We start from the raw sequence: 21,506 nt of genomic DNA, 5'->3' as shown, positions 1-21,506 counted from the left end.
CACGAGGGGAAACCCCTGGTGACGCCCTTTGTTGTGTGGTCGGGATAACAGGGGGTGAACCCGCGGCCCATTGTCTATTGTCCCCGGTCAGGGGGTTGAACGGTCTGGGTACCTCGAACCTACTTTTCGCCGCCAAACTAGCCTATATTCGCCATATGGAATGGTTGCTGGGACTTGGAGTTTGTGTTGTCGTCGTCGTGGGCGGTGTGGTGATTGTGCGTGCCCGCCAGGAGAAGTCGAAAGGCGAAGAAACCTACACCGTACCGGTCAGCACCGACCGGTACGAACCTCGTGACACCACCACCGTAGATATCCCTGCAGCAGATATCCCCGCTGCGGAGACCTCCGCAGCAGGCATTGAGGAACCAGTGGAGTCTGCTGTTCCCGCACCACCTATGCCACCGGTGCCGTCAGAGTTACCTGTGCAGTCAGAGTCTCCAGAGACAGCACACCCATCAGCAGAGACAGAGGTTGTCGCAGAGGCTGAGCCATTCGTAGAACCTGAACCTGAACCACTCGTGGAACCTGAACCTGAACGTGAGCCACTCGCAGAACTTGACGCTGACACCGGGGCTCACTCGGAACCAGAATCCGCTGAGGTGCCAGTGCTCATCAGTGAGCCAGAGCCTCAGCCGGAACCAGAATCTCAACCGGAGCCAGAGTCTCAGCTGGAGGATGACACGAACCGCGCATCACGCTTGTATGTGGACCTGCGGGATCATCCTGAACGACAGCTCCGAATCGTCGTTGAGGATGTAGCGCTCGCTAACCTAGATGACGCTGTGCAGCAGCCACAGTTTTACGTGTTGCGACTGGAGGGGGAAACCTCGGATAACTCACACGTGATTGCTGTGCTGACAGGGGACCGGAAAATTGGTGTCCTCGCGGAATCTGCGGCGAAACACTACGTACCACTGTTTGACCAACTCGACGCGGATGTTCTTGCGAAGACAACAGGAATGGAACACCAGAATGATCGAGTGTTCCTCCCACGTGTGCCCACGTTGCGGGCGCTCATCGCGGATGGGGTTACGTTGATTGACGAGTCCGCGTTGGGCCTGGGGTTGGACTCTTCCAAGGAGCGGGCGCAGGCAAGTGAAACTACTGCTCGCGAACTAGTCAGCGCTGGACAGTCCGCATAACTCAAGTGTGCGGGGCGCCCTCGTGTAAGGGGATGTCCGCCATATGCGAAAGGCATCTGAACTGTCACATGACGGTTCAGATGCCTTCGTTGTGTCGGGGTGACAGGATTTGAACCTGCGGCCCCGTGTTGTAAATAGCCAAAATCACGCTAGTACGCGCACGACTGCGATAGGTGGGTTTAGGCACTCTCAACTGGGTAAACGTTGAAATTGCTAGGCTCGACGATTGTCTTCGAATACTCATAGATGCCGTGGGCATGTGGTCCAAATGTGGTCCGGGTTGTGTACACGCGCACCATTAAGTAGCTCTCCCCTATATTGCTATCTGAAGGTAGATGCTAAATGAAGGGCGGGCTTAGATAGTGCTAACTGCTGCTGGGAGTACATGGGGTTCGCCTGACGGGATTGCTGCTATCGGTACGATGCTTGCGTTTTTGATCGCGGCCGTAGCGTTTGGTGTCGATGTTCGGCGTCGAAAATGGGCACAAGCGCGTCAGGTCTACTCGGTTATCGACTCGATGAAATGGTACCCACAAGGGCACACAATGGCGATGCGGGAACCGGGTGTGGTAGTTGCATGTGGTGACGTGAATCAACGCGTTTTCGTGGGAGTGGATGGAACAACGCGCGAAGTGATCGAACCGTTTGGTCAAATCATTTGTGACGTGCGAAATGGTTCGCAGAAACTCATTAGTCGAGTTTATGTGAGGGCCATACACGTAGATGTTGCTGCAGGGGTACCTGTCAACCCTTGGGACTTTCAAGTGCGAACTGGGCCGATAGAGCCTGGTGGGAACGCCAAGGTGTAACTCGACTGCCGAAACTTAATGCATCCGGGAGAGCCTGCGTTCACGCTGGAGGTGAAGTTTCGGGATTCTGGTGGCCGGTGGTGGGTGCGAACTGGGGACGACCCCGTGAGGCGGATCAAGAGGTCGGAGCGGCCGCCATCTTAGAGAACACCCCCAGATCGCCACAGTATGGGGGTTTGCTATGCGCGCGGTGACTAGTGCCGCGCCTGCCGTTAACTGTGAACGCAAGAATGATCTCGGTTGATGCTTTAATGTGCTTTGAACTCGGCAAACGATAGATTCGTCAAGTTCGTCGATTGCTTTCACGTGCTCATAGGTGCATTGAGTATGCGCTCCACGTGCGGTGCCGCTTTGGGTAGTGTGACATCGCGCAGATCTCTTGCCTTTAGACCTTGCGGCTTCTGTTCTGATGTCATGTGGACAGTCGATATCGAGTTAATTGCACCTTGGCTCGGATCGCTTGATAAAGGTTCACAAGCGCAGGTGATTGCAGCGATTGAGTTGCTCCAAGAACACGGCCCTCACCTAGGGCGTCCTATCGTGGACAGTGTTGCGCACTCAACCTATAAAAATATGAAGGAACTAAGACCAGGCTCTACTGGCCGATCTGAATTGAGAGTGCTATTTGCTTTCGACCCTCGTCGGTCGGCGATCATGCTCGTTGCAGGAGACAGAGCAGGGAACTGGTCTAGTTGGAACAAGAAGAACATCCCTGTGGCGGATGAGTTGTTGAACCGGCGTCTACGAACGCTAGAAGGAGAGTGATTGATGTGGCTATGTCTTTGAAAGACTTCGTGTCTGAACATCCCGTAGATCGAGCGCTCGTCGAGGAGCACAAGGAACGAATGCGAGGCGAGGTTCGCGCATATCGTTTGCGCGAGTTGCGAATAGAAGCGGGCCTTACACAAAAGCAACTTGCCGACCGCATCGGAGTAGGCCAGCGGCAAGTTTCAAAGATAGAGAACGGCGAGTTGGACAACACCAAATTTGGCACTATCCGAAGCTACTTAGCTGCTGTTGGTGGCACTGTCGCGGTTGAGTTTGTTCAGGGCGACACTCGTGTGCAGGTTGCTTAGGCGTTTTTGCTTGTAACGGTGAGCCATTTCGACGGGCGTTGGGCGTGTCCCTGATCATCATGTGGTCCACATGTGGACCAGCGTCAAATAACCACAACACACAAAAGGCATCTGAACTGTCACGTGACGGTTCAGATGCCTTCGTTGTGTCGGGGTGACAGGATTTGAACCTGCGGCCCCGTCGTCCCGAACGACGTGCGCTACCAAGCTGCGCTACACCCCGATGGCCTGAGCGGCCACGAAAAAAGAATACTCCTGTGCTGGCCAGAGGCGAAATCCACCCATTGTTTCCTGTCAAGGTGTCATGTCGCTGTGGGGTCGTTTTGTCCGTCGCTACTATGACTCATAGGGTTTGCACAGGAAAACGGTCCCTGCGGCAAAGAAAACCTTCAGCGGCGCTTGGTTGACTGCCGGTATGGCAACGACACATCGCTCCCTCCGCCCTGTTCAACGATGCTTGCGCGCCACGGTAGTGGCTGGCACTGCGCTTATCTCAGCGGGCGCCCTCACCGCCTGCAGCGCTCTGGGCTCACTCACCACAGAGGGCAATGACACTGCTACCGGGTTCTTCAGCCTCGATGCGGTCAACAGCATGTCTATCACCGTTGATGACGCCGACCTTCAAGGACTGCTTGACACGTATGACACCAGCAACGACAAAGAGTGGGCTACCGCAACAGTCACCATCAATGGTGAGACCTTTACAGATGTTGGGCTGCGGCTGAAAGGGAACTCAAGCCTCCGTAGCGTGAGCACTGAGGAAGGGTTGGAGAACCCGCAGGACCTGCCCTGGTTGATTCGTCTAGACAAATATGTTGACGGGCAAACCTATGGGGGGCGGTCAGATTTTGTTGTTCGCTCGAACAACACTGCTACCTCACTGAACGAGGCTGTTGCGTTAGAAGTTCTTTCCCTCGCTGATGTGCCCAGTGTGACCTCGGGGTTCAGCCGTGTTTCGGTGAATGGGGGCCAGGAAGCGTTGCGTCTTGTGGTGGACCTTCCTGATGACGATGCGTGGGTGACAGATTCTTTGATCGACACGGGAGTGCTTTATAAAGCCAATAGCGATGGTGACTACAGTTACCGGGGTGACAACGGCGAGGACTACACCGAAGCTTTTGACATCAAGTCGATCACCTCGGGTCTTTCAGAGCAGGACGGCTATTCTCCGCTTATCGAGTTTCTCGATGTGGTGAATAATTCCGATGATGACCAGTTCGCAACGCAACTAGCTGAGTACTTGGACGTAGAGGAATTCGCACGGTATTTAGCCGTGCAAGATCTCGTCGCTAATACCGATGACATCGACGGCCCGGGCAATAACTCGTACCTCTACTACAACGATGCCACCGGTCAGATGACGGTGGTGGCGTGGGACCAGAACCTTTCCTTTGGGGGCATGGGAATGGGCGGCTTTGGTGGAGGCAGGGGTGAGGGGGCAGATGGTTTGCGACCCGATGACGATACCGCTTTGCCTTCTCAGGAGGGTGGCACCAGGCCAGAGATGCCGGAAGGTTTCACGCCACCTGAAGGAGGCCTGGAGGATCTGCCTGAGGGAATGTCGCTGCCTGAAGGATTCACCCCTCCTGATGGTGAGAACATGCCAGAAGGCGGTGGCCTAGGTGGGGGACGTGGCGGCATGGGTAAAGAAAACGCGCTCGTCACACGGTTCTTAGAGAATGAGGACTTTAACGCGCTGTACACGGAAGCAACCGCAACGTTGCAGGCTGATATCTATGATTCTGGGGCCGCCCAAGAGTTCTTAAATGCTGCTACCGAGCTCCTCGCCAGCGAAGCCAGCGACCTCGTGACAGAGGACGACATCAGCACTGACTCCTCCGCGATTCAACGCTACTTCACTGCGGAGTCAGCAACGTCCACTCCTGGGACAACCCAGAATCAGGGAAATACGCGGCGCGAAGAAGAGAAAACCACCACCTGACTGGTGGTTGCTGCCCCCCTAAGTTAACGCTTTGAACGAGTTGCAAGCCAGTGGCGCCCTGCGAACAGTAGGGCGCCACAAGCTGTCACGATTACCCCACCAATCACTGATTCTTGGGGGAGGGTCGCCATGAGGGTGAGGCAACCGACTACACCGATGACAAAAAATATTCGTGGGTAGCGCTGGTGTTCGCCGTGTTGGCGCAGCGCAGAGAGGTTCGCGATGCTGTAGTACAGCAGGACGCCAAAAGCGGAGAAACCAATGGCTCCGCGAACATCTGACACAACAATGATGGCCGCTACCACTGCCATCGCGACGAGGTCAGCGACATAGGGAGTCCGAAAGCGTTCTCCCACGTTCGCTAGTGGGTGGGGCAGGTCGCCCTCACGGGCCATGGCCAATGCTGTCCGCCCAATACCTGTCATCAGTGCTAAGAGTGCGCCTAGTGACGCCAGCGCCGCACCAATACTCACAACAGGGACAGCCCACGAGGCGCCAGCGGTTGTCACCACCTCGGCAAGGGGCGCTGAGGAACGAGCCAGCACATCTGCCCCCAGTGTTCGCATCGACGCAGCAAGAAGTAGTCCATAAATCAACACCACACACCCCAGTGCCACAATGATGGCGCGCGGGATTGTGTAGGTGGGGCGTTTTACTTCTTCTCCGAGAGTGGCAAGGCGCGCGTACCCGGCGAAGGCAAAAAACAGCAACCCTGACGCTTGAAGGACATCCATGAATGACACATCGGTTAACTGGCTATCAACTGTTGTGGCTTGGGGTCCGAGTATGGACACAATGAGTACCCCCGCCAAGATGGCGAGAACTCCAAGAACAAGGATGCGTGTGGCGGTTGCGGTGCGTGTGATGCCGCGTATGTTGAGGGTCCCGACGCCTATCACTGCTGCGATACCGCCGTAGCGGTGGTCGAGTGTGGGGGTGGCGTAGTAGGCGAATGTCATGGCCATCGCGGCGCAGCTCGCTGATTTACCAACGAGGAAACCCCACCCGGCTAGGTAACCCCACAGAGGGCCTAGCTGGTGCCGCCCGTAGGTGTACGTACCACCAGATGTGGGGTACTGGGTGGCGAGTTGTGCTGAGGCGAGTGCGTTACATAGGGCGATGAAGGCTGCGATACCCAGTGCCAGATAAGTTAAGTTCCCTGCTACCGCTGTTGCTGGTCCGAATACCACGAACACCCCGGCTCCCAGCATTGACCCTAACCCGAGGAACACTGATGCGCTGAAACCAAGCTGGCGTTGCAGGTGCGGTGTGGTCACGATTTCCCTGAGGTGCGATGCGGCAACTTGTCGCCGTCATCATACGGGGTGTTGGTAGCGAAAAAACGTCAGGGATCAGAGTTCGGGGAAATAAGGAAAGCCCGGCACCTGAGTGCCGAGCTTTCTTCATCTGCCTAGAGCCGAAATGTTAAGCATCAGAACTCATCCTAGGGTGCAGTCGCCCTTCCTTAGTCTTGACTTGAAAGGGTGGTACAAACGCTCTGAGGGCGGTCATCAGGGCAATGATGGGTAATCCCACCAAGAAGGAGAGCCAAAAGTTCGCCACAAAGGCCTCTCGATCCGCTCCAAGCATCGGTAATGAGAGAACCGCAACGAGGGGGGCATCCAGGTGAAAAAGCCGGATGCAATCAACGAAACGTGTCCCCGAACGCGTGTGACAAGACCATGCCCTAACAGGGTGGCCACCGCCATGACAGCGATCACACGCAACATACCGACAAACTCCTCGAGGGAGCCGGTAAACAGTGACCCACCGGATATGGCGAGGAACACGGCTGTGAAGGCCACGGTGAGTGCTATCAGATGTCTGAGCATATCGGCTGCATACTCCCGCCATCCATGCAGGACACGGCGCGCGCCTTTAATCGGAGCGGTCACTTTGCCTCCCACCTTGACGTTTTTGGTGGCCGGAGCCACAACATGTCAACCGTCATTGCTACAGCGTAGCGCGAACGTTGAGTACAAGAGGTCGGGGAAACAAGAAAAGCCCGGCACCTGAGTGCCGAGCTTTTCTTTCAGTGTCGGGGTGACAGGATTTGAACCTGCGACCTTCCGCTCCCAAAGCGGACGCGCTACCAACCTGCGCCACACCCCGTTAGTTCGCCTTCCCGGCTAACCAACTGTACAAGCATACCCGATCGTTTCTGCGGTTCAGACCGCTGAACGCCAAATGTGATCAAGAGCGCAACAGGTCATGCTGTTGTTGCCGTGAGCGTGAGTAGTACAGCTTCTGGACGGCAGGCAACCCGCACAGGTGTGTAGGGCGACGTGCCTAAACCTGCGCACACGTGAAGCCACGCGGAATCTTGCCCGCCAGGCTGGTCAGGGCGAGCCCCAGGCCAACCGCTGACACCCTTTGCGCGAGCACGGTCAAGGTCGCAGTTCGTCACAAGAGCGCCAAAACCAGGGAGGCATAGCTGCCCCCCATGTGTGTGCCCGGCGATGATGGCATCACATTGGTCGCTGTGCATCGCATTCAACGTGCGTTGGTACGGTGCATGGGTGATCCCTAATCGCACGGTCCCGGAATCTTTGGGGGCAGGTGTGGGGTAGCGGTCGCGATTAATGTGCGGGTCATCAACACCAACAAACTCGATCTGCACATCGTTGATCTCTAGGTGCGCCCTGGTGTTAGTGAGGTCAAGCCACCCCCTGCTTGCCATGGCGCTGCCAAGTTGATCGGCGGGTAGCCGGTCAGCGGGGGGAACGTAACGTTTCGCAGGGTCGGAGAGTAAGTAGCGGGCCGGGTTCTTCATACGGGGTGCAAAATAATCATTCGAACCCATGACGAATACCCCGGGAATATCCATAAGCGGGTCAAGCGCGTCAAGGACCACAGGCATCGCATGGCGGTGGGCCATATTGTCCCCAGTGTCTATCACCAGGTCAGGTTCAAGTGACGCTAGTTGTTGAACCCAGCGTGTTTTGCGCGTTTGCCCTGGTGTCATGTGGAGATCAGAGATGTGCAGCACCCGCACAGGCTGGGAACCTGCAGGCAGGACAGGGAGTGTGAACCGGCGAACCGTGAACATCTCCGCTTCGATGCGAGCATAAGCGAGTACGGCAAGGCCAGCGGCACCCAGTGCAGCAACCCCCTGCATCACGGTGCGACCACGGTGCAGGGGGCGGTGAGATGTGGTCACTGTTAGTCGTCGTCTCCACTGTCGTCGCTGTTTCCACGACCGCCACCATCGGAGTTGTTGTTTCCGCTGTTGCCGCGGTCGCTGTTACCCGATGAGTTGTCGCCACCATTGTCATTCGACGAGTCAGAGGATGGCCGTTCGGTTACTACGGGGCGTTCCACCTGTCCAAGCATTGACGGTGAGATGGTGTTGAAGGTGGCGTTTGGTTCACCTTCGAGGGCTTCATCCATGTACTTCTTCCACATTGGAGCAGCCAATGTGGAGCCGTACACACGAGGAATGAAACGACCGTTGATGGTTACGTTCACCATTTTGATCTTCTGGTTGTCTGGGTTGCCCATCCAGATTGCTGTGGACAGATCAGGGGTGTAGCCAATGAACCAAGCACTACCGTTGTCGTTTGTTGTACCGGTTTTGCCAGCAGAGGGGCGACCGCCGGAGAGAGCAGACGCGGCAGCGCCTCCGCCAGGTTGCATGACCTTACCCAGTGCGTAGTTCATCGCGTTGGCTACGTCAGTGTTCAGTGTCTGACGGCAGTTTTTGCCTTCGATAGGTAGTTCCTCGCCGTTGGCGTCTGTCACTTTAGTGACTGCCATGGGGGCACAGTAGGTTCCCCCTGAGGCGAAGGTTGCGTATGCGGCAGACATATCAAGAGGGGAAGACTCCTGGATACCCAGAACCATGGATGGGAAGACTTTCACTTCACCGTTAGCGCTGGGGTGGGTGGGGCGGAAGCCAATGTCGTACGCGGTGTCAGCTACTGCACAGAGGTCCATTTCAGACATCATGTAAGCGAATGCGGTGTTGACTGATAGAGCAGTTGCTTGCTGGACGGAGATGCGTCCTGCTGCACGACCGTCAGCGTTGTTGGGGTGCCACGTGTCAGTACCCATGGCTACGCACGATGCCTTGAACTGGTTTGATACCCAGTTTTTGCGGTCTGCGTTGACGGATTCGCGCAAGGTGTGACCTTCTTTGAACCATTCTGCTAGGGCGAATGCTTTAAAGGTCGACCCAACTTGGAATCCGTTAGACCCGCCCATGTCAGAACCTGCGGAGTAGTTCACCGAAGTTGCAGTTTTTGATTTGGTGGCGTTCGGGACATACCTGCGGTTTTGGGCCATTGCAAGAATTTCACCGGTGCCTGGTTCAACGCTGGTGATGGCACTGGCGAATCCGTAAGCGTTGTCGCGAGGCATGCCGTCGCGAACAGTGCGGTAGGCAGCCTTTTGCTTCTTGGGATCCAGTGTGGTGATGATGTTGAGGCCACCGCGGTAGAGCTTGGCGGTGCGCTCGTCTTCGGTTTCGCCCAGTGCAGGGTCCTGAATGATGGATTTTGTGACGTAGTCACAGAAGAACCCGTTGTATCCCGCTCCTTCACAACCGTTGTGCAGTGGTTGAACGTCAAGTGTGTCTTCAAGCGGTGTGCCGATTGCTTCGTCGTATTCGTCTTGAGTGATGTAACCCTGTTGGTACATCAAGCCCAGTACGATGTTGCGGCGACGCTGCGATTCGTCAGGGTTGAGTGAGGGGTCCCATGTTGAGGGAAGCTGTGTAACACCAGCGATCGTTGCTGCTTCAACGACGGTGAGGTCTTTCGCGCTCTTGTCGAAGTAGTAGTTGGATGCGGTTTCAACTCCGTACACCTTGGAACCGAACTGCGCGAGGTTGAGGTAGTTCTCAAGGATTTCTTCCTTGGGCATCGTCTTCTCAAGGTTGATCGCGAGCTTCGCTTCACGGAGCTTACGGTCAATGGTTCCTTCGCGGGCCTCTTCCACGGCGAGGATGTCGCCCTCTTTGCTGGCCTTGTGGATGAGTACGTTCTTCACGTACTGCTGAGTCAGAGTTGATCCACCGGCTTGGCCACCTTGCGCGTTGGTGCGTGCTGCACGCAGGACACCTCGAACATCGACACCGCCGTGTGACCAGAAGCGTTGGTCTTCAGTGGCGATAACAGCGTTTTGCATGTGCTCGGAAATGTCGTCCAACGGCACAACGAGGCGGTACTCGGAGTAGTACGTTGCCAGGACAGTTTTCCCGTCACGCGCATAAATCTTTGATGCCTGTGACGGTTCGTCAATCTCAAGTTCTGTCGGGAGTTCATAGAACGTCTCCGCAGCTGTCTCGGTGGCAGTACTGGCCCCGGCAGCAAATGGAACTATCAGACCCGCTGTCAGCACCCCACCAATCACAGACAACCCAAGGAACATGGTGATGAGCCCAGCGACCTGGAAAGGATTCACGGGCTTAGTGTTCTTGATTGTGGATGAGGAGGAAAACGGTGTCTGTTCGGTGGATTGGTCGTCACGAGCAGAGTTCGGCATACGTATACCCTACGTGAATTGACAGGGTTGTAGTGGCTCGTTTCCGCGAAAGTATGTGCGGGTTTGGTAACAGCACAGTTAGGATCAGTGTATGGCTCAAAAGTGGGAATACGTGACCGTTCCGTTGATCATTCATGCAACAAAGCAGATCCTCGATAACTGGGGATCAGAAGGTTGGGAGCTTGTGCAGGTGGTGACCGGCCCAGATGGCAACGGGCTCGTTGCTTATATGAAGCGTCCTTTGGCAGATTCCTGATGGGGCGAGTGGAATCCCGGCTCGCTGATTTAGGAATTACCTTGCCTCAGGTTGCTGCACCAGTGGCATCCTATGTACCTGCTGTCCGTACTGGTTCGCAGGTGTGGACCTCCGGGCAACTGCCCTTCATTGAGGGGAAATTACCCCAGACCGGCAAGGTGGGTGACGGGGATGGGCTGGTCAGTCCTCACCACGCCACAGACCTCGCAAGGACTGCAGTGCTCAACGCAGTAGCGGCGCTGCAAGCACTTATCGGTGATCTCGATGCCGTTGAACGCGTCATCAAGGTTGTTGGGTTTGTGGCCAGCGCGCCAGATTTCACGGGTCAGCCTGGCGTCATCAACGGTGCAAGCACCGTGTTGTCAGAGATCTTTGGTGACCGCGGTATTCACGCACGCTCCGCCGTCGGCGTAGCTGTGCTTCCTCTCGATTCACCAGTTGAAGTTGAGATCATCGTGGAGTTGGCCGCCACCGCATAGGTGTGCTTTCCATCTAGACAAAGCAATGCCGTGACAACCACAAGGTTGTCACGGCATTGCTTTTACTCTTGTTGTTCTCCGCGCGTACTAGCGTGCGCGGCGTTCCAACCGGTCGATGTCCAGTAGGACAACGGCGCGGCCTTCGCGGCGCACCCAACCGCGGCCAGCAAAGTCAGCAAGCGCCTTGTTCACTGTTTCACGCGAAGCGCCAACCAACTGGGCGAGCTCTTCTTGGGTGAGGTCGTGGGCAACTCGCACTCCCTCATCAACCCGTTCGCCAAAGCGAGTGGAAAGGTCAAGGAGTGCCTTGGCAACGCGGCCTGGAACGTCTGAGAAGACGAGGTCAGCGAGGGCTTCGTTGGTACGGCGCAAGCGACGGGCAAGCGCAGTCAGCAAGTGGCTGGCGAGACCTGGGTTGTCTGCAATAGCGGCTACTAGTGCTGAGTGCTCAAGTTCGTACAACACTGAATCTGAGACAGCGCTAGCACCCAGGGAGCGTGGCCCTGGGTCAAAGAGTGAGAGTTCACCAAACATTTCGCTTGGGCCAAGGATCGCGAGGAGGTTCTCACGCCCATCACCTGAGGAGGAGCCAAGCTTAATCTTGCCCTCTTCGATGATGTAGAGGCGATCGCCGTTCTCCCCCTCGTCGAACAGTACTTCACCCCGGTTGAGTTCCACCTTGGTCATGGACGCGAGCAGGGCGCGCCGGTCGCTGTCCTCCATGGTGGCGAACAGGGGCGCAGAGAGGACGACGTTTTCGTTTTCCACGGGACACTTCCTTCACATGAGAAATTCGTTATTCCTCAAACAGTGTGCACTAGGCGTGCAGTTTCACGGTACCGCGTTTTGGCCAAACCGTCAGGTTGTGGCGCGCAGCCCAGCGATCATACCCGTTATACGCGACGTTATGCGCTTTGACGGGCGACAAGCTCGTCTGTGACGGCCATGAGAGCGGTTCGCACGTCCTTCTCATACGTGGTGAGTGCGAGTTCGCTCCGTTTGAGGTCGGGTAGGTCAGTGACAGAGTACAGGGTATGGGCGGTGAGAACCTGTGCGGACACGTCCTGAAGCTGGGAGTTCATCGTTGGTGAAATTGACAGAAACTCTTGGAGGTACCCGCCCAACTGAGGGGGCGGGGTCGCTTGAGCGATTGTTAAGTCAATTCTGGCGCGGATGAGCCGGCGCCAATGCGCGATAGTCGCGAGTTCTGTACGCAGGCGTCGTCGAGTTTCCTGAAGTTCAGTTTCAGAGAGTTCGACGTAGCTTTCCTGCGACTCGGCGTGAGGCATACTCGCTCCCGGTAGAGTGTGCTCTGCGGTGAATGTTGCGGCGGTGAGGCAGTAAAAACCTGAAGATTTCCGGCCGCATGCCCCTATGCCAATGAATACGTTGAGGATACCCCACATGAGGGGGAGAGTAGAGGAGTAGGTCGAACTGTGGTGGAAAGCGCTCAACCATCGCTGTCTTTGGTCCGCCGGGCGCGCCGCATACATCGTGAACTTGCAGTGATCCACCCAGACGCTCACTGTGAACTCAACTTTCGTTCACCCTATGAGTTGCTCGTTGCAACTGTGTTGTCGGCGCAGACCACTGATGTTCGAGTGAACTCTGTGACACCTGAACTTTTCGCACGTTTTCCTGATGCTTGGGCCCTTGCTCAGGCGACCGAGACGCAGGTAGAAGACATTATTCGACCTACCGGTTTTTTTCGCGCGAAAGCGCGGTCGTTGATTGGTATTGGTCAAGCATTGGTGGAGCATCACCAGGGTGAGGTGCCTGCCCGTTTGGAAGATCTTGTGGCGTTGCCTGGTGTTGGCCGTAAAACCGCCAACGTTGTGTTGGGTGATGCGTTTGGTGTCCCGGGAATCACCGTAGATACCCATGTGGGTCGTTTAGTGCGCAGGTGGCAATGGACAACGCAAGAGGACCCTGTTGCTGTTGAGCGGGAGATTGCTCAACTGTTCCCCCGCAAAGAGTGGACGATGTTGTCTCACCGCATCATTTTTCACGGCCGTAGGGTTTGCCATGCCCGTCGGCCGGCCTGTGGGGTGTGTCCGCTTACGGCGCTGTGCCCCTCTTCGCGCGTTGGGGAACAGGATCCACTACGTGCCGAAAAGCTGGTCAAAGGACCAGAAGAACTACTCGAACGACTTACCCAGCCAATCCACGAGTAGATCGTTCACCGTGTCCGGTGCTTCTTCAGTGAGGAAAAACCCGGCGTCGCTGATCATTTCAAAGCGTAAGTTCATGCATAACGCCATGGAGTCGGCGGCAATAACTTCCCTGCGTAACAAACCATCATGTGCACCATGCAATTGCAACGCCGGAACTGAAATCCCCGTACGGATCGCTTGAACGTACCTGCGCCCCAGAGGTGTCGGCATGCCACGTGCGTACCAACGTAATGGCTCTAAACTTCCGCGCGCAGCAAAGGGAATCCGTAACGCGTTGGCGTACACATCAACAATTTGGCCGGGAACAGGTTGATGGCCGAGGTGATCGAACACTAAGGACACAGTATTTGCTCGGGCGATACGTCGTTCACCTAAGGAGGGGATGCCCAACCCGGCGAGCCTGCTTACCGGGCGTTTGTGCAGCGAAGCGCGCAGAGAGGCGTGTAACCGGGCTGGGTGAGGGGCGCTCAGCGCTGCAACCCCACGGGTGACTGCTGGTTGTAGGGCAGGCATCGACCAGGCTGTTATTGCTCCTAGACCATGCCCAACGATGACTGCGTTGCGGGCGCCCAGCGACCTGATGACTCCGGCGACGTCCCGGGTGAGAGTGATTTGGTCGTATCCACTAGGCGGTTTGTCCGATGCGCCGGTTCCGCGCATGTCCATGGCGGCTACCCGGTACCCGGCCTCAGTGAGGGCGGGGATGACATGGCGCCACTGCCACCAAAACAGCGGGGTGGAGTGGAGAAGTACTACCAGGGGGCGGGTGCTTGCTTGCCCAGCGGTCACCACATGGAAGCGCCCGCCGTGAGCTGAGACGAACTCATGCTCCCACGGGCCCTCGATTAAAACATCGGAGTAATCGCGATTCACCCTGCTGAGTCTAGTGACCGTGTGCGGGTGATGCGTCAGCCCGCAGTCTGATTCTCCTGCGACTCTCGTCGCTCTTGTTCTTTTGCACGCCGGTCTTTTGGTGGATCAAACCGGTAGCCGACGTTACGGACAGTTCCGATGATCTGCTCGTATTCCACACCAAGTTTCGCGCGCAGGCGGCGCACGTGGACGTCAACTGTTCGAGTGCCTCCGTAGTAGTCGTAACCCCAAACCTCTTGGAGGAGTTGCGCACGGGTGAAAACTCGCCCTGGGTGCTGGACCAGGTACTTCAGGAGCTCAAATTCCTTGTACGTCAGGTCAAGGGGCACCCCGCGCAATCGTGCGGTGTAGCCCGATGCGTCAATGTATAGCTCACCTGAACTGAGTTCCTCAGGGTGACTAGCCGATTCGATGTGTGTGGCGCGTTCTCGAACAAGCCTCAGTCGCGCTTCGACTTCGGCAGGGCTCGCCGAGTCGAGCAAGAAATCATCTGCACCCCAATCAGCGGTAACAACCATCAGGCCACCTTCGGTGACCACGAGAATTACCGGGACATCGAGACCTGTGGCGTGCACCATGCGACACGTGGAGCGTGCTCCCACCAGATCTTTGCGCGCATCAATGAGGACTACGTCAGTCTCAGGTGCGTCAACAAGTGCCGATGCGTCCAGTGGTAGTGTGCGCACCTTGTGGGTAAGCAGCCCCAGTGCTGGTAGAACTTGCGCCGAGCCCCCAGAGGCTGTGGTCAGCAACAACAGTTCAGCGATGGGACTCACCTCCAACGATTGCGTCCAGTGATGGACCACGGCATGTGATCCAGTCGTCATTCCTGCGCCCTATTATTGCAGTTGGTGAGGTCAACGGGGTGGATCTGTCCGAAAACGCCGCAGACTAAGTTCGAGGGCTGCGCCAAGATCTGAAAGACTGGACCGCGTGAAACTCTCTACACGGGCCGTTTTGACGGCGGCAGCGGCAGCGGGGCTAGCAGCTGGGGCTTTCCTTGGTGAATTGCCCTTCATCGCTGCATTGGCGCTCATCGCATTCCTCTTCGCCTACGGGTGGAGGCCTCTGTTGCGCCTCCCATCGGGCGGTTCAACGCTCATTGTGGTGTTGAGTTCGCTCGGCGGCTTGGCAGTTGTGTGGGCAACGGAAGATGAACCGTGGCTCCGTTTCTTACCTCTTGTGCTGGCCATGGGCGTGCTGCTGGCGTTTATCGCAGAGATGCTGCGCCCCTACCCCCGGTTGCGTTTGGTGGATTCCCTTATTGGCACCGTTACCGGAATCGTGGTGGGCGTGTCGAGCGCGGCGTGGTTGGCAACCTACCGGCTTGAGGGCGGTGTGGAACTGGTGGTGGCATGCACCGTTGGTCTCGCTGTGGCATCAGCTGTCGCGGCCACTCCACTCGCTGGCTCCTTAGCGTTGCTGGCATCAGTTGGTGCAGCAACTGTTTCTGCTGCTGCTGTAGCCATTGTGATGCCTGAACTCACCTGGGTGTCCGGGGTGAGCATCGGGGTTTTAGCGGGGATTATCGTTGGAGCTTTGCAATTGTTGTTCGACAAACTACCGCAACTCAAAACGCGCCGGTCATCGTTCTCCGTTATTACCCTGCCCCTCGCTGTCACAGGGATGATGGGCTATGTGGTGGGACAAATTCTGATTTAGTTTCACACCGTTGGTCAGGCGTGGTGTGGTCGTAGCTAGTACACCAAAGCTTGCGCACCTGGCCGCATAATTTCCTCCACAAAAGCTGGCGCCCCTGCTATTCGCACACCGTCAAGGAGGTCTTCTTGGCGCAGATTGCGGCGCGCAGCGCACTGAGAGCACACCGTTACCGTGCCCTCCTGACGCAGGAGAGTCATGAGTTCCTCGAGGGGTACCGCATGCTCAAGGTTGAGTTGACGCACCCCGCCTGGGGTGGCTAACAGGGCAGAGTTCCCGGTCAACCACACCGACACCTCGACGCCTGCCGCAACCGCTGCTGCCGCGACGGTGAACGCTTGGTTCGTCAACTCCGGCGCATCAATGCCTTGCGTAGATTTCACAACGAGTGCACTCATCACTGCTCCCTTATTTTGGTGCCTGCAACACGCCCAGATTACCCCGCGCGCGAACACCTCCCAGGGGGCCGATGCACCCGCTAGACTGATCTCATGGACGTAGATATCAAGGTGCTCGAAGGTTTCTTCCTCGGCTTGCTCGTCGTTGTATCAATAACAATCGCGTGGTTTGCGGGCTACGTGGTGTACAAGCTCTTCAAGGGGCAGCGGTAACAGTGAGTTTTACGATCCCCGAAGGGCTAGCACCTGAGCTGTACCCGCTGGCATGGCTGGTAGGAACGTGGCGTGGAGAAGGAATTGTTGAATACCCAGGCATAGACGCCTCGGGATTCACCCAAACCGTGGTGTTTGATCACGACGGTGGCCCTTATCTGCGCTACGAATCCACCATTCACCTCACCCCAGGGCGTGCACCACAGGTTCCCGACCCGTTGAACCCACAATCCGCCGTCACTGATGATTCTGGGACTGACGCTGACGGCGAAAACGCTGCCACACAGATGCAGGACTCTGACGTGTTTTGGTCCACAGAAACCGGTTACTGGCGGATCGCCCCTGAACCACACCAAGGAGTACCCGAGGGCCAAATCTCCCTCGAAGTTCTCCTTGCGGATCCAGCTGGCCGGGTTTCTGTCTACCTCGGCGCATCAGGGGACGGCAAAGTGCAACTAGTGTCAGACCTCATTGCAAGAACAGGCACAGCCCCTGAGGTCAGCGCATCACAACGCATGTATGGCAACGTCAACGGGCAACTCATGTGGGTGCATTCACTGGCCGCCTTTGGGCACCCGTTGCAAACATACGCCTCGGCAACCCTTACCCGGCAGGAACAGTGACCACACAAAGCACCACCCCCGCATCGCCCACCCCACACTTCACCAGCCCACTACTACAACGCCACGGAGCTGTTGCAGCCACCGGAGCCGATGCTGGTATTGCTTGGCACTACGGGGACCCCACCGCTGAACAACGGGCACTCGCACGTGGCCAAGCGGTCGTTGACCAGTCACACCTGCACATCATCACAGTCAGCGGACCCGACCGCCTGACCTGGCTGCACTCCATCACCTCCCAACACCTCAGTGCGCTGCCACCGCGTACCTCCACCGAACTGCTCGTCATGTCCCCTCAAGGGCACCTCGAACACGCCGCTGCGGTCATCGACGATGGCACCACAACCTGGCTCATCACCGAAGCCGCCACCGCACAAGGCCTCACCACCTGGCTAAACCGCATGAAATTCGCCATGCGAGTCGACATCGCCGACGTCACTGACCAATGGGCGGCACTCGGCGAACCACGAGACGCCGAAGCCACAGCAGACGAACCAGTAACTTGGCGAGACCCATGGCCCAACGTCCTTGACGGGGGCACCCGCTACGGTCCTGACATAAGCGAACACCCCGGCGCTGAACGCCCATGGCGACTCGTCATTGTGCCTCGCACAGAGCTCGCCTTTGAGGTCACTCAACGCGAAAATTCCGGCTGGACACTTGCTGGAACCTGGGCTGCGGAAGCCGCACGAGTCGCTGCCTGGCGCCCCCGGTTCTCCGCTGAAGTTGACCACCGCTCCATCCCTCACGAACTCGACTGGCTACGCACCGCCGTACACCTCAACAAAGGGTGCTACCGCGGCCAAGAAACCATTGCCCGGGTCCACAACCTCGGCCGCCCACCACGCAGACTCGTCATGCTCCACCTCGACGGATCCGGTCACCTCCTGCCTGAGCCCGGCGCAACAGTGCACAACGGCGACCGCGAAATTGGTCACATCACCTCAATGGCTCGCCACCACGAACTAGGACCGGTGGCGCTCGCTGTTATTAAACGGTCTACACCGGAAGAAGACACCCTGACGGTGGCTTGTGATGGCGGAGATGTCGCTGCCGCCCAAGACGTCATCGTTCCGGGTCACGGGCAGGCCGCAAGCCGTCCAGCGCAGCGCGGACCAACATCTCGACTTGCCCGCGGCGCGGTCAATCTCACCGGTCCGGGCCGCCCCTCTTAACCCACAACGAGCAGCTCTCTTTCTGCACGAAGACCCCCACCGTAGGTCCTTGCCCCGCACTGACCTGACACATCACGAAAGCCGACGACAGTGCCACTGACTCGGGGCCAAGCCCTCGTAGACCGATTACGTTTGTGGATGCGACGCGGCTGGGCTCGAGTGAGCAGGGCGGCTTGGCCAACTGCGACCACTGCGATTGCGTGCGGGTTGTCCTACTGGGTGGGACAACACATCGTTGGGCACCCCTACCCGTTTTTCGCCCCCGTCGCAGCCTGGGCGTCACTGGGCTACACCTCAGATCGATCGGTTCGTAAGGTCGCAGAAACTGGCATCGGTGTGTCTATCGGTGTGTGGTTGGGTGACCTTTTTGGGCACACCTTCGGATCAGGACCGTGGCAGGTAGCGGTCATTGTATTTATTGCGGTACTTGTTGCCCGCTTTGTGGGTTCCGGAGCACCGCTTGCTACCCATGCTGGAACTCAAGCAGTGGTGCTGGTGGGGCTACCCATCGGTGTGCTTAGTCCGGCGTTGGGTGGAGGGTTTGGCCGGTGGTCTGACGCGCTTATTGGCGCTGCTGTCGCCACACTTATTGCAGCGATTATCCCCAACAATCCGACGCGTCGGACGCGTTCTGCTGCCCACCATGCCACCCGTGAATTGGCTGAAACACTGACATTGATATCAACGGCGCTTGCCAGTGGCAACGAAAACGATCACGACACAGCAATGACTCGGGCCCGCTCAACTCAGGCAAGTTTGGATGACTGGTCGTCGGTGTGCACGGCAGCACTGAATGCCACAAAAATTAACGCCTCCGCCCGAACCTACCGGAGGCACATCGTTGAACTGGATAAACAGCGGGTACTCATTGATCGAGCAATTCGGTCCACCCGAGTTATCGCTCGGCGTGCAAAAGCAACCACCCCAAGCGAGGGCAGTGAGCAGGTTGCGGACTTGCTGCTTCAGACCGCGCATGCAACCAGAGCGTTGGCTGATGCGATGGCATTGGGTAAGGACCCTGCTGTCGCTCGCGAGTATTTACGTGACGCAGCACACCTTGCGGCACCGGGCTTGTTGGGTGAGAAGGAATGGCAAGCACAGGCGCTCATTTTAGTGTTGCGCTCGGCCATCGTAGACTTGCTGGAAGCAGCAGGTGCCAGTGAGCAAGAAGCACGCGACGCCCTCGCTGCGATCTCCTGACCCGCCATTACCCGAGGTGACCTCCATGTTCGCGTTCATCCAACATGCCATCATGTTCATCCTCACGACCGCATGCTTCGCGATTGAAGTGTGGGCGTTGGTTGACGCCTCACGTCGCCCCGCTCGTGCATTTACCGCTGAGGGCAAACGCACAAAGAAGTTCTGGTTGATCCTTCTTGGTGCCTCGACACTTGTTGGATTCCTGGGGCTCGAACCCCCACTGGGCGCCGGCTATCTCGGACTCATGGCGCTCTTCATTGCGATCCCTGCGTTTATTTATTTCGCCGATGTTCGCCCAGCGTTAAAGCCCTATGGTTCTGGGAATTCTCCACGAGGCAACACTGGGACGTGGTGACATGCGCGCAATTTTGCAGCGCGCATCGCGAGCTAGTGTGACTGTTGACGGGCAGATTGTTGCCTCGTTTGACCGGCAAGGGATTGTGGCTCTGGTGGGGGTCACCCATGATGACACCGTTGAGCATGCTGAGAAACTAGCGCGAAAAATTGCGGATCTTCGCATTTTGGATGATGAGTTGTCTGCTGTGGATGCACAAGCGCCCATCATTGTTGTGAGTCAGTTCACGCTCTACGCTGACGTGCGCAAAGGCCGCCGCCCAAGTTGGAACAACGCGGCGCCGGCTTCAGTTGCAGCGCCACGTGTCGATGACGTGGTTGACAGGCTTCGTGAACGGGGCCTTGAAGTGGGTACCGGGGTGTTCGGGGCTCACATGGACGTCGAACTCATCAATGATGGCCCTGTGACCATCATTGTTGAGGCATGACACGGTAGGAGTGACCACCCGTGGACAAAGGAGAGCAGATGACCAAGGACACCAAGCCCCTGACTATTGGCCTGGTCATTGACGATTCTCTGGACAGGCCTGATGGTGTGCAGCAGCATGTTTTGACGCTGGGCCGTTGGCTCACCGGCAAGGGGCATACTGTGCACTATTTGACCTCAACCACCCAACGGTCAGACCTGCCGCGCATCCATTCGTTGGCTCGCAACCTTCCTATGACGTTTAACGGAAACCGGTTGGGCATTCCTATTGCGGCGGACCGCAAAGCAATCGCACAACTTTTTCGGGACGTTACCTTCGATGTTCTGCACATCAATATGCCGTACAGCCCGCTGTTAGCTGGCAAAATCATTGCTGCGGCTCCGCCCTCCACAACCATTGTTGGAACGTTCCACATTATGCCGTGGAACACGTTGACCTCAGTGGGGACACACCTTCTTGGGGCGATTCAACGTCGGCAGCTGGGGCGGTTCCGTCAGGTCATTGCCGTGTCGACCCCGGCGGCGGAGTTTGCTGCCAAAGCCCTGCGCGTCGACCCCATCGTGATTGGGAACCCTGTGCGGGTGCTTGGTTTCAGCCAAGCGCGCGATGCGGAACTAGCCCTGCGTGATGAGCAGCCAGAGGGCCAGCCCGTGAAGATCTTCTTCCTTGGACGACTCGTTGAGCGTAAAGGAATACTCGAACTCCTCGCGGCTGCTGCGCGCCTCCGTGAACTCACGACAACACCGTTTGAACTCGTTGTTGGCGGCAAAGGCCCCCTCCAAGACACCTGTCTGCGCTACGTGGCTGAAACCAACCTTGATGACATCACCACGTTCTTGGGGTATGTCGCTGAGGATGACAAAGCCGAACTTCTCGCAGCGGCTGACATCGTGGCGTTGCCCTCCACAGGGGGCGAAAGTTTTGGAATTTCTGTCGTTGAAGCGCTCGCTGCGTGCCGCGGCGCGGTGATCGCTGGGGACAACGCAGGGTACCGAACTGTCATGGAAGGACTGGAAAACCAACTCATTGACGCCACTAACACAGAGGCGTTCGCTCAGCTCCTTCAAGGTTTTGTTGAAGACCCGCAGCGGCGCGATGACGCCAGCGCGAAACAGGTTGAGACCGCCCAACGTTTTGACGTGGACTACATAGGGCGCAGAGTGATTGAGATATACGGTTCGTAACACCTTTCACGCCGCTGGCGAACATGGGCATATCTGAGCG

The 21,506-nt window shown here is 57.2% G+C and carries 22 protein-coding genes and 2 tRNA genes; 14 read left to right on the top strand and 10 right to left on the bottom strand.

The genetic code is table 11. The features are described 5' to 3' along the window. Positions 1-155: 155 nt before the first annotated feature. From G538_RS17365 to G538_RS0109155, 3 genes are all read left to right on the top strand, one after another. Entirely contained in the window at positions 156-1,142 is a 987-nt protein-coding gene (locus tag G538_RS17365) for a hypothetical protein (RefSeq protein ID WP_157544396.1), read from the top strand. Positions 1,143-2,365: 1,223 nt separating this feature from the next. After that, the gene (locus G538_RS15965; protein WP_035833907.1) at positions 2,366-2,716 is read left to right on the top strand and encodes a type II toxin-antitoxin system RelE/ParE family toxin; all 351 of its coding nucleotides are present in this window, start codon (positions 2,366-2,368) and stop codon (positions 2,714-2,716) included. An 11-nt stretch (positions 2,717-2,727) separates the two neighbouring features. Then, a complete protein-coding gene (locus G538_RS0109155; protein ID WP_245566839.1) occupies positions 2,728-3,027 on the top strand; it encodes a helix-turn-helix transcriptional regulator in 300 nt (99 codons plus the stop codon). Positions 3,028-3,176: 149 nt separating this feature from the next. Here the strand turns inward: G538_RS0109155 and G538_RS0109145 are convergent. After that, positions 3,177-3,250 (bottom strand) — tRNA-Pro (locus G538_RS0109145). A gap of 192 nt (positions 3,251-3,442) precedes the next feature. On the opposite strand from G538_RS0109145, the gene G538_RS15960 reads away from it, so the two are divergent. Further along, the gene (locus tag G538_RS15960; RefSeq protein WP_051196832.1) at positions 3,443-4,969 is read left to right on the top strand and encodes a CotH kinase family protein; all 1,527 of its coding nucleotides are present in this window, start codon (positions 3,443-3,445) and stop codon (positions 4,967-4,969) included. A 23-nt stretch (positions 4,970-4,992) separates the two neighbouring features. Here G538_RS15960 and G538_RS0109135 read toward each other — a convergent pair whose 3' ends face one another. The 4 genes from G538_RS0109135 to G538_RS15955 all read right to left on the bottom strand — a co-directional run bounded on the left by G538_RS0109135 (position 4,993) and on the right by G538_RS15955 (position 10,453). Beyond that, positions 4,993-6,246 (bottom strand): APC family permease, encoded by a 1,254-nt coding sequence (locus G538_RS0109135; RefSeq protein WP_029069091.1) that lies wholly within the window; start codon positions 6,244-6,246, stop codon positions 4,993-4,995. A 761-nt stretch (positions 6,247-7,007) separates the two neighbouring features. After that, positions 7,008-7,081: transfer RNA gene (locus G538_RS0109125), tRNA-Pro, on the bottom strand. A 97-nt stretch (positions 7,082-7,178) separates the two neighbouring features. After that, positions 7,179-8,087 (bottom strand): metallophosphoesterase, encoded by a 909-nt coding sequence (locus G538_RS0109120; RefSeq protein ID WP_035834009.1) that lies wholly within the window; start codon positions 8,085-8,087, stop codon positions 7,179-7,181. Positions 8,088-8,131: 44 nt separating this feature from the next. Further along, entirely contained in the window at positions 8,132-10,453 is a 2,322-nt protein-coding gene (locus tag G538_RS15955) for a transglycosylase domain-containing protein (protein WP_051196830.1), read from the bottom strand. Between the two features lie 91 nt (positions 10,454-10,544). On the opposite strand from G538_RS15955, the gene sp36 reads away from it, so the two are divergent. After that, positions 10,545-10,709 (top strand): Sp36 family protein, encoded by a 165-nt coding sequence (sp36, locus tag G538_RS18025; RefSeq protein ID WP_157544394.1) that lies wholly within the window; start codon positions 10,545-10,547, stop codon positions 10,707-10,709. Then, the gene (locus G538_RS0109105) at positions 10,709-11,188 is read left to right on the top strand and encodes a RidA family protein (RefSeq protein ID WP_029069088.1); all 480 of its coding nucleotides are present in this window, start codon (positions 10,709-10,711) and stop codon (positions 11,186-11,188) included. The genes sp36 and G538_RS0109105 overlap by 1 nt, the downstream gene beginning before the upstream one ends. Before the next feature lie 87 nt (positions 11,189-11,275). On the opposite strand, the gene G538_RS0109100 is transcribed toward G538_RS0109105, so the two are convergent. Further along, positions 11,276-11,911, bottom strand: a complete 636-nt coding sequence (locus G538_RS0109100; RefSeq protein WP_051196884.1) for a Crp/Fnr family transcriptional regulator — start codon at positions 11,909-11,911, stop codon at positions 11,276-11,278. Positions 11,912-12,093: 182 nt separating this feature from the next. Then, positions 12,094-12,477: an RsiG family protein gene (locus G538_RS0109095; RefSeq protein WP_029069086.1), complete on the bottom strand. Its 384-nt coding sequence runs from the start codon at positions 12,475-12,477 to the stop codon at positions 12,094-12,096. Between the two features lie 150 nt (positions 12,478-12,627). Here G538_RS0109095 and nth point away from each other — a divergent pair, with 150 nt between their 5' ends. Next, on the top strand, positions 12,628-13,362 hold the full coding sequence (gene nth / locus G538_RS0109090) for an endonuclease III (RefSeq protein ID WP_245566830.1): 735 nt from the start codon (positions 12,628-12,630) through the stop codon (positions 13,360-13,362). On the opposite strand, the gene G538_RS0109085 is transcribed toward nth, so the two are convergent. Both G538_RS0109085 and G538_RS0109080 read right to left on the bottom strand, forming a co-directional pair. After that, the gene (locus G538_RS0109085; RefSeq protein WP_029069084.1) at positions 13,327-14,235 is read right to left on the bottom strand and encodes an alpha/beta fold hydrolase; all 909 of its coding nucleotides are present in this window, start codon (positions 14,233-14,235) and stop codon (positions 13,327-13,329) included. The two genes, nth and G538_RS0109085, sit on opposite strands and share 36 nt — an antisense overlap. Before the next feature lie 35 nt (positions 14,236-14,270). After that, on the bottom strand, positions 14,271-15,002 hold the full coding sequence (locus G538_RS0109080; protein ID WP_035834004.1) for a response regulator transcription factor: 732 nt from the start codon (positions 15,000-15,002) through the stop codon (positions 14,271-14,273). Positions 15,003-15,168: 166 nt separating this feature from the next. On the opposite strand from G538_RS0109080, the gene G538_RS0109070 reads away from it, so the two are divergent. After that, complete coding sequence (locus G538_RS0109070) at positions 15,169-15,897, top strand: hypothetical protein (RefSeq protein ID WP_029069082.1); 729 nt, start codon at positions 15,169-15,171, stop codon at positions 15,895-15,897. 35 nt (positions 15,898-15,932) lie between these two features. Here the strand turns inward: G538_RS0109070 and G538_RS0109065 are convergent, their stop codons facing one another. Beyond that, positions 15,933-16,292: a DsrE family protein gene (locus G538_RS0109065; RefSeq protein ID WP_029069081.1), complete on the bottom strand. Its 360-nt coding sequence runs from the start codon at positions 16,290-16,292 to the stop codon at positions 15,933-15,935. A gap of 215 nt (positions 16,293-16,507) precedes the next feature. Here G538_RS0109065 and G538_RS0109055 point away from each other — a divergent pair, with 215 nt between their 5' ends. The 6 genes from G538_RS0109055 (at position 16,508) to G538_RS0109030 (ending at position 21,466) form a co-directional block, all read left to right on the top strand. Beyond that, on the top strand, positions 16,508-17,128 hold the full coding sequence (locus G538_RS0109055) for a heme-binding beta-barrel domain-containing protein (protein ID WP_029069080.1): 621 nt from the start codon (positions 16,508-16,510) through the stop codon (positions 17,126-17,128). Then, entirely contained in the window at positions 17,125-18,300 is a 1,176-nt protein-coding gene (gene ygfZ, locus G538_RS0109050) for a CAF17-like 4Fe-4S cluster assembly/insertion protein YgfZ (protein WP_029069079.1), read from the top strand. Before G538_RS0109055 ends, ygfZ begins: the two co-directional genes overlap by 4 nt. A gap of 90 nt (positions 18,301-18,390) precedes the next feature. Beyond that, on the top strand, positions 18,391-19,500 hold the full coding sequence (locus tag G538_RS0109045) for an FUSC family protein (protein ID WP_157544390.1): 1,110 nt from the start codon (positions 18,391-18,393) through the stop codon (positions 19,498-19,500). A gap of 25 nt (positions 19,501-19,525) precedes the next feature. Continuing rightward, a complete protein-coding gene (locus G538_RS0109040) occupies positions 19,526-19,855 on the top strand; it encodes a DUF2516 family protein (protein WP_029069077.1) in 330 nt (109 codons plus the stop codon). Between the two features lies 1 nt (position 19,856). Continuing rightward, on the top strand, positions 19,857-20,282 hold the full coding sequence (gene dtd / locus G538_RS0109035) for a D-aminoacyl-tRNA deacylase (RefSeq protein ID WP_029069076.1): 426 nt from the start codon (positions 19,857-19,859) through the stop codon (positions 20,280-20,282). 38 nt (positions 20,283-20,320) lie between these two features. Continuing rightward, complete coding sequence (locus G538_RS0109030) at positions 20,321-21,466, top strand: glycosyltransferase family 4 protein (protein WP_029069075.1); 1,146 nt, start codon at positions 20,321-20,323, stop codon at positions 21,464-21,466. Positions 21,467-21,506 lie beyond the last annotated feature (40 nt).

This window comes from Jonesia quinghaiensis DSM 15701 (genome assembly GCF_000423205.1).
In the GTDB taxonomy this organism is placed as follows: Bacteria; Actinomycetota; Actinomycetes; order Actinomycetales; family Cellulomonadaceae; genus Jonesia; species Jonesia quinghaiensis.
This window is presented reverse-complemented; position numbering and strand designations above follow the sequence as displayed.

Coding starts and splice junctions, on each gene's coding strand:
- G538_RS17365 (WP_157544396.1), top strand. CDS start 156: ATGGAATGGTTGCTGGGACTTGGAGTTTGTGTTGTCGTCGTCGTGGGC.
- G538_RS0109120 (WP_035834009.1), bottom strand. CDS start 8,087: ATGCAGGGGGTTGCTGCACTGGGTGCCGCTGGCCTTGCCGTACTCGCT.
- G538_RS0109105 (WP_029069088.1), top strand. CDS start 10,709: ATGGGGCGAGTGGAATCCCGGCTCGCTGATTTAGGAATTACCTTGCCT.
- G538_RS0109040 (WP_029069077.1), top strand. CDS start 19,526: ATGTTCGCGTTCATCCAACATGCCATCATGTTCATCCTCACGACCGCA.
- G538_RS0109065 (WP_029069081.1), bottom strand. CDS start 16,292: ATGAGTGCACTCGTTGTGAAATCTACGCAAGGCATTGATGCGCCGGAG.
- G538_RS15965 (WP_035833907.1), top strand. CDS start 2,366: ATGTGGACAGTCGATATCGAGTTAATTGCACCTTGGCTCGGATCGCTT.
- G538_RS0109030 (WP_029069075.1), top strand. CDS start 20,321: ATGACCAAGGACACCAAGCCCCTGACTATTGGCCTGGTCATTGACGAT.
- G538_RS0109095 (WP_029069086.1), bottom strand. CDS start 12,477: ATGCCTCACGCCGAGTCGCAGGAAAGCTACGTCGAACTCTCTGAAACT.
- G538_RS15960 (WP_051196832.1), top strand. CDS start 3,443: ATGGCAACGACACATCGCTCCCTCCGCCCTGTTCAACGATGCTTGCGC.
- sp36 (WP_157544394.1), top strand. CDS start 10,545: ATGGCTCAAAAGTGGGAATACGTGACCGTTCCGTTGATCATTCATGCA.
- dtd (WP_029069076.1), top strand. CDS start 19,857: ATGCGCGCAATTTTGCAGCGCGCATCGCGAGCTAGTGTGACTGTTGAC.
- G538_RS0109100 (WP_051196884.1), bottom strand. CDS start 11,911: ATGGAGGACAGCGACCGGCGCGCCCTGCTCGCGTCCATGACCAAGGTG.
- G538_RS15955 (WP_051196830.1), bottom strand. CDS start 10,453: ATGCCGAACTCTGCTCGTGACGACCAATCCACCGAACAGACACCGTTT.
- G538_RS0109155 (WP_245566839.1), top strand. CDS start 2,728: ATGTCTTTGAAAGACTTCGTGTCTGAACATCCCGTAGATCGAGCGCTC.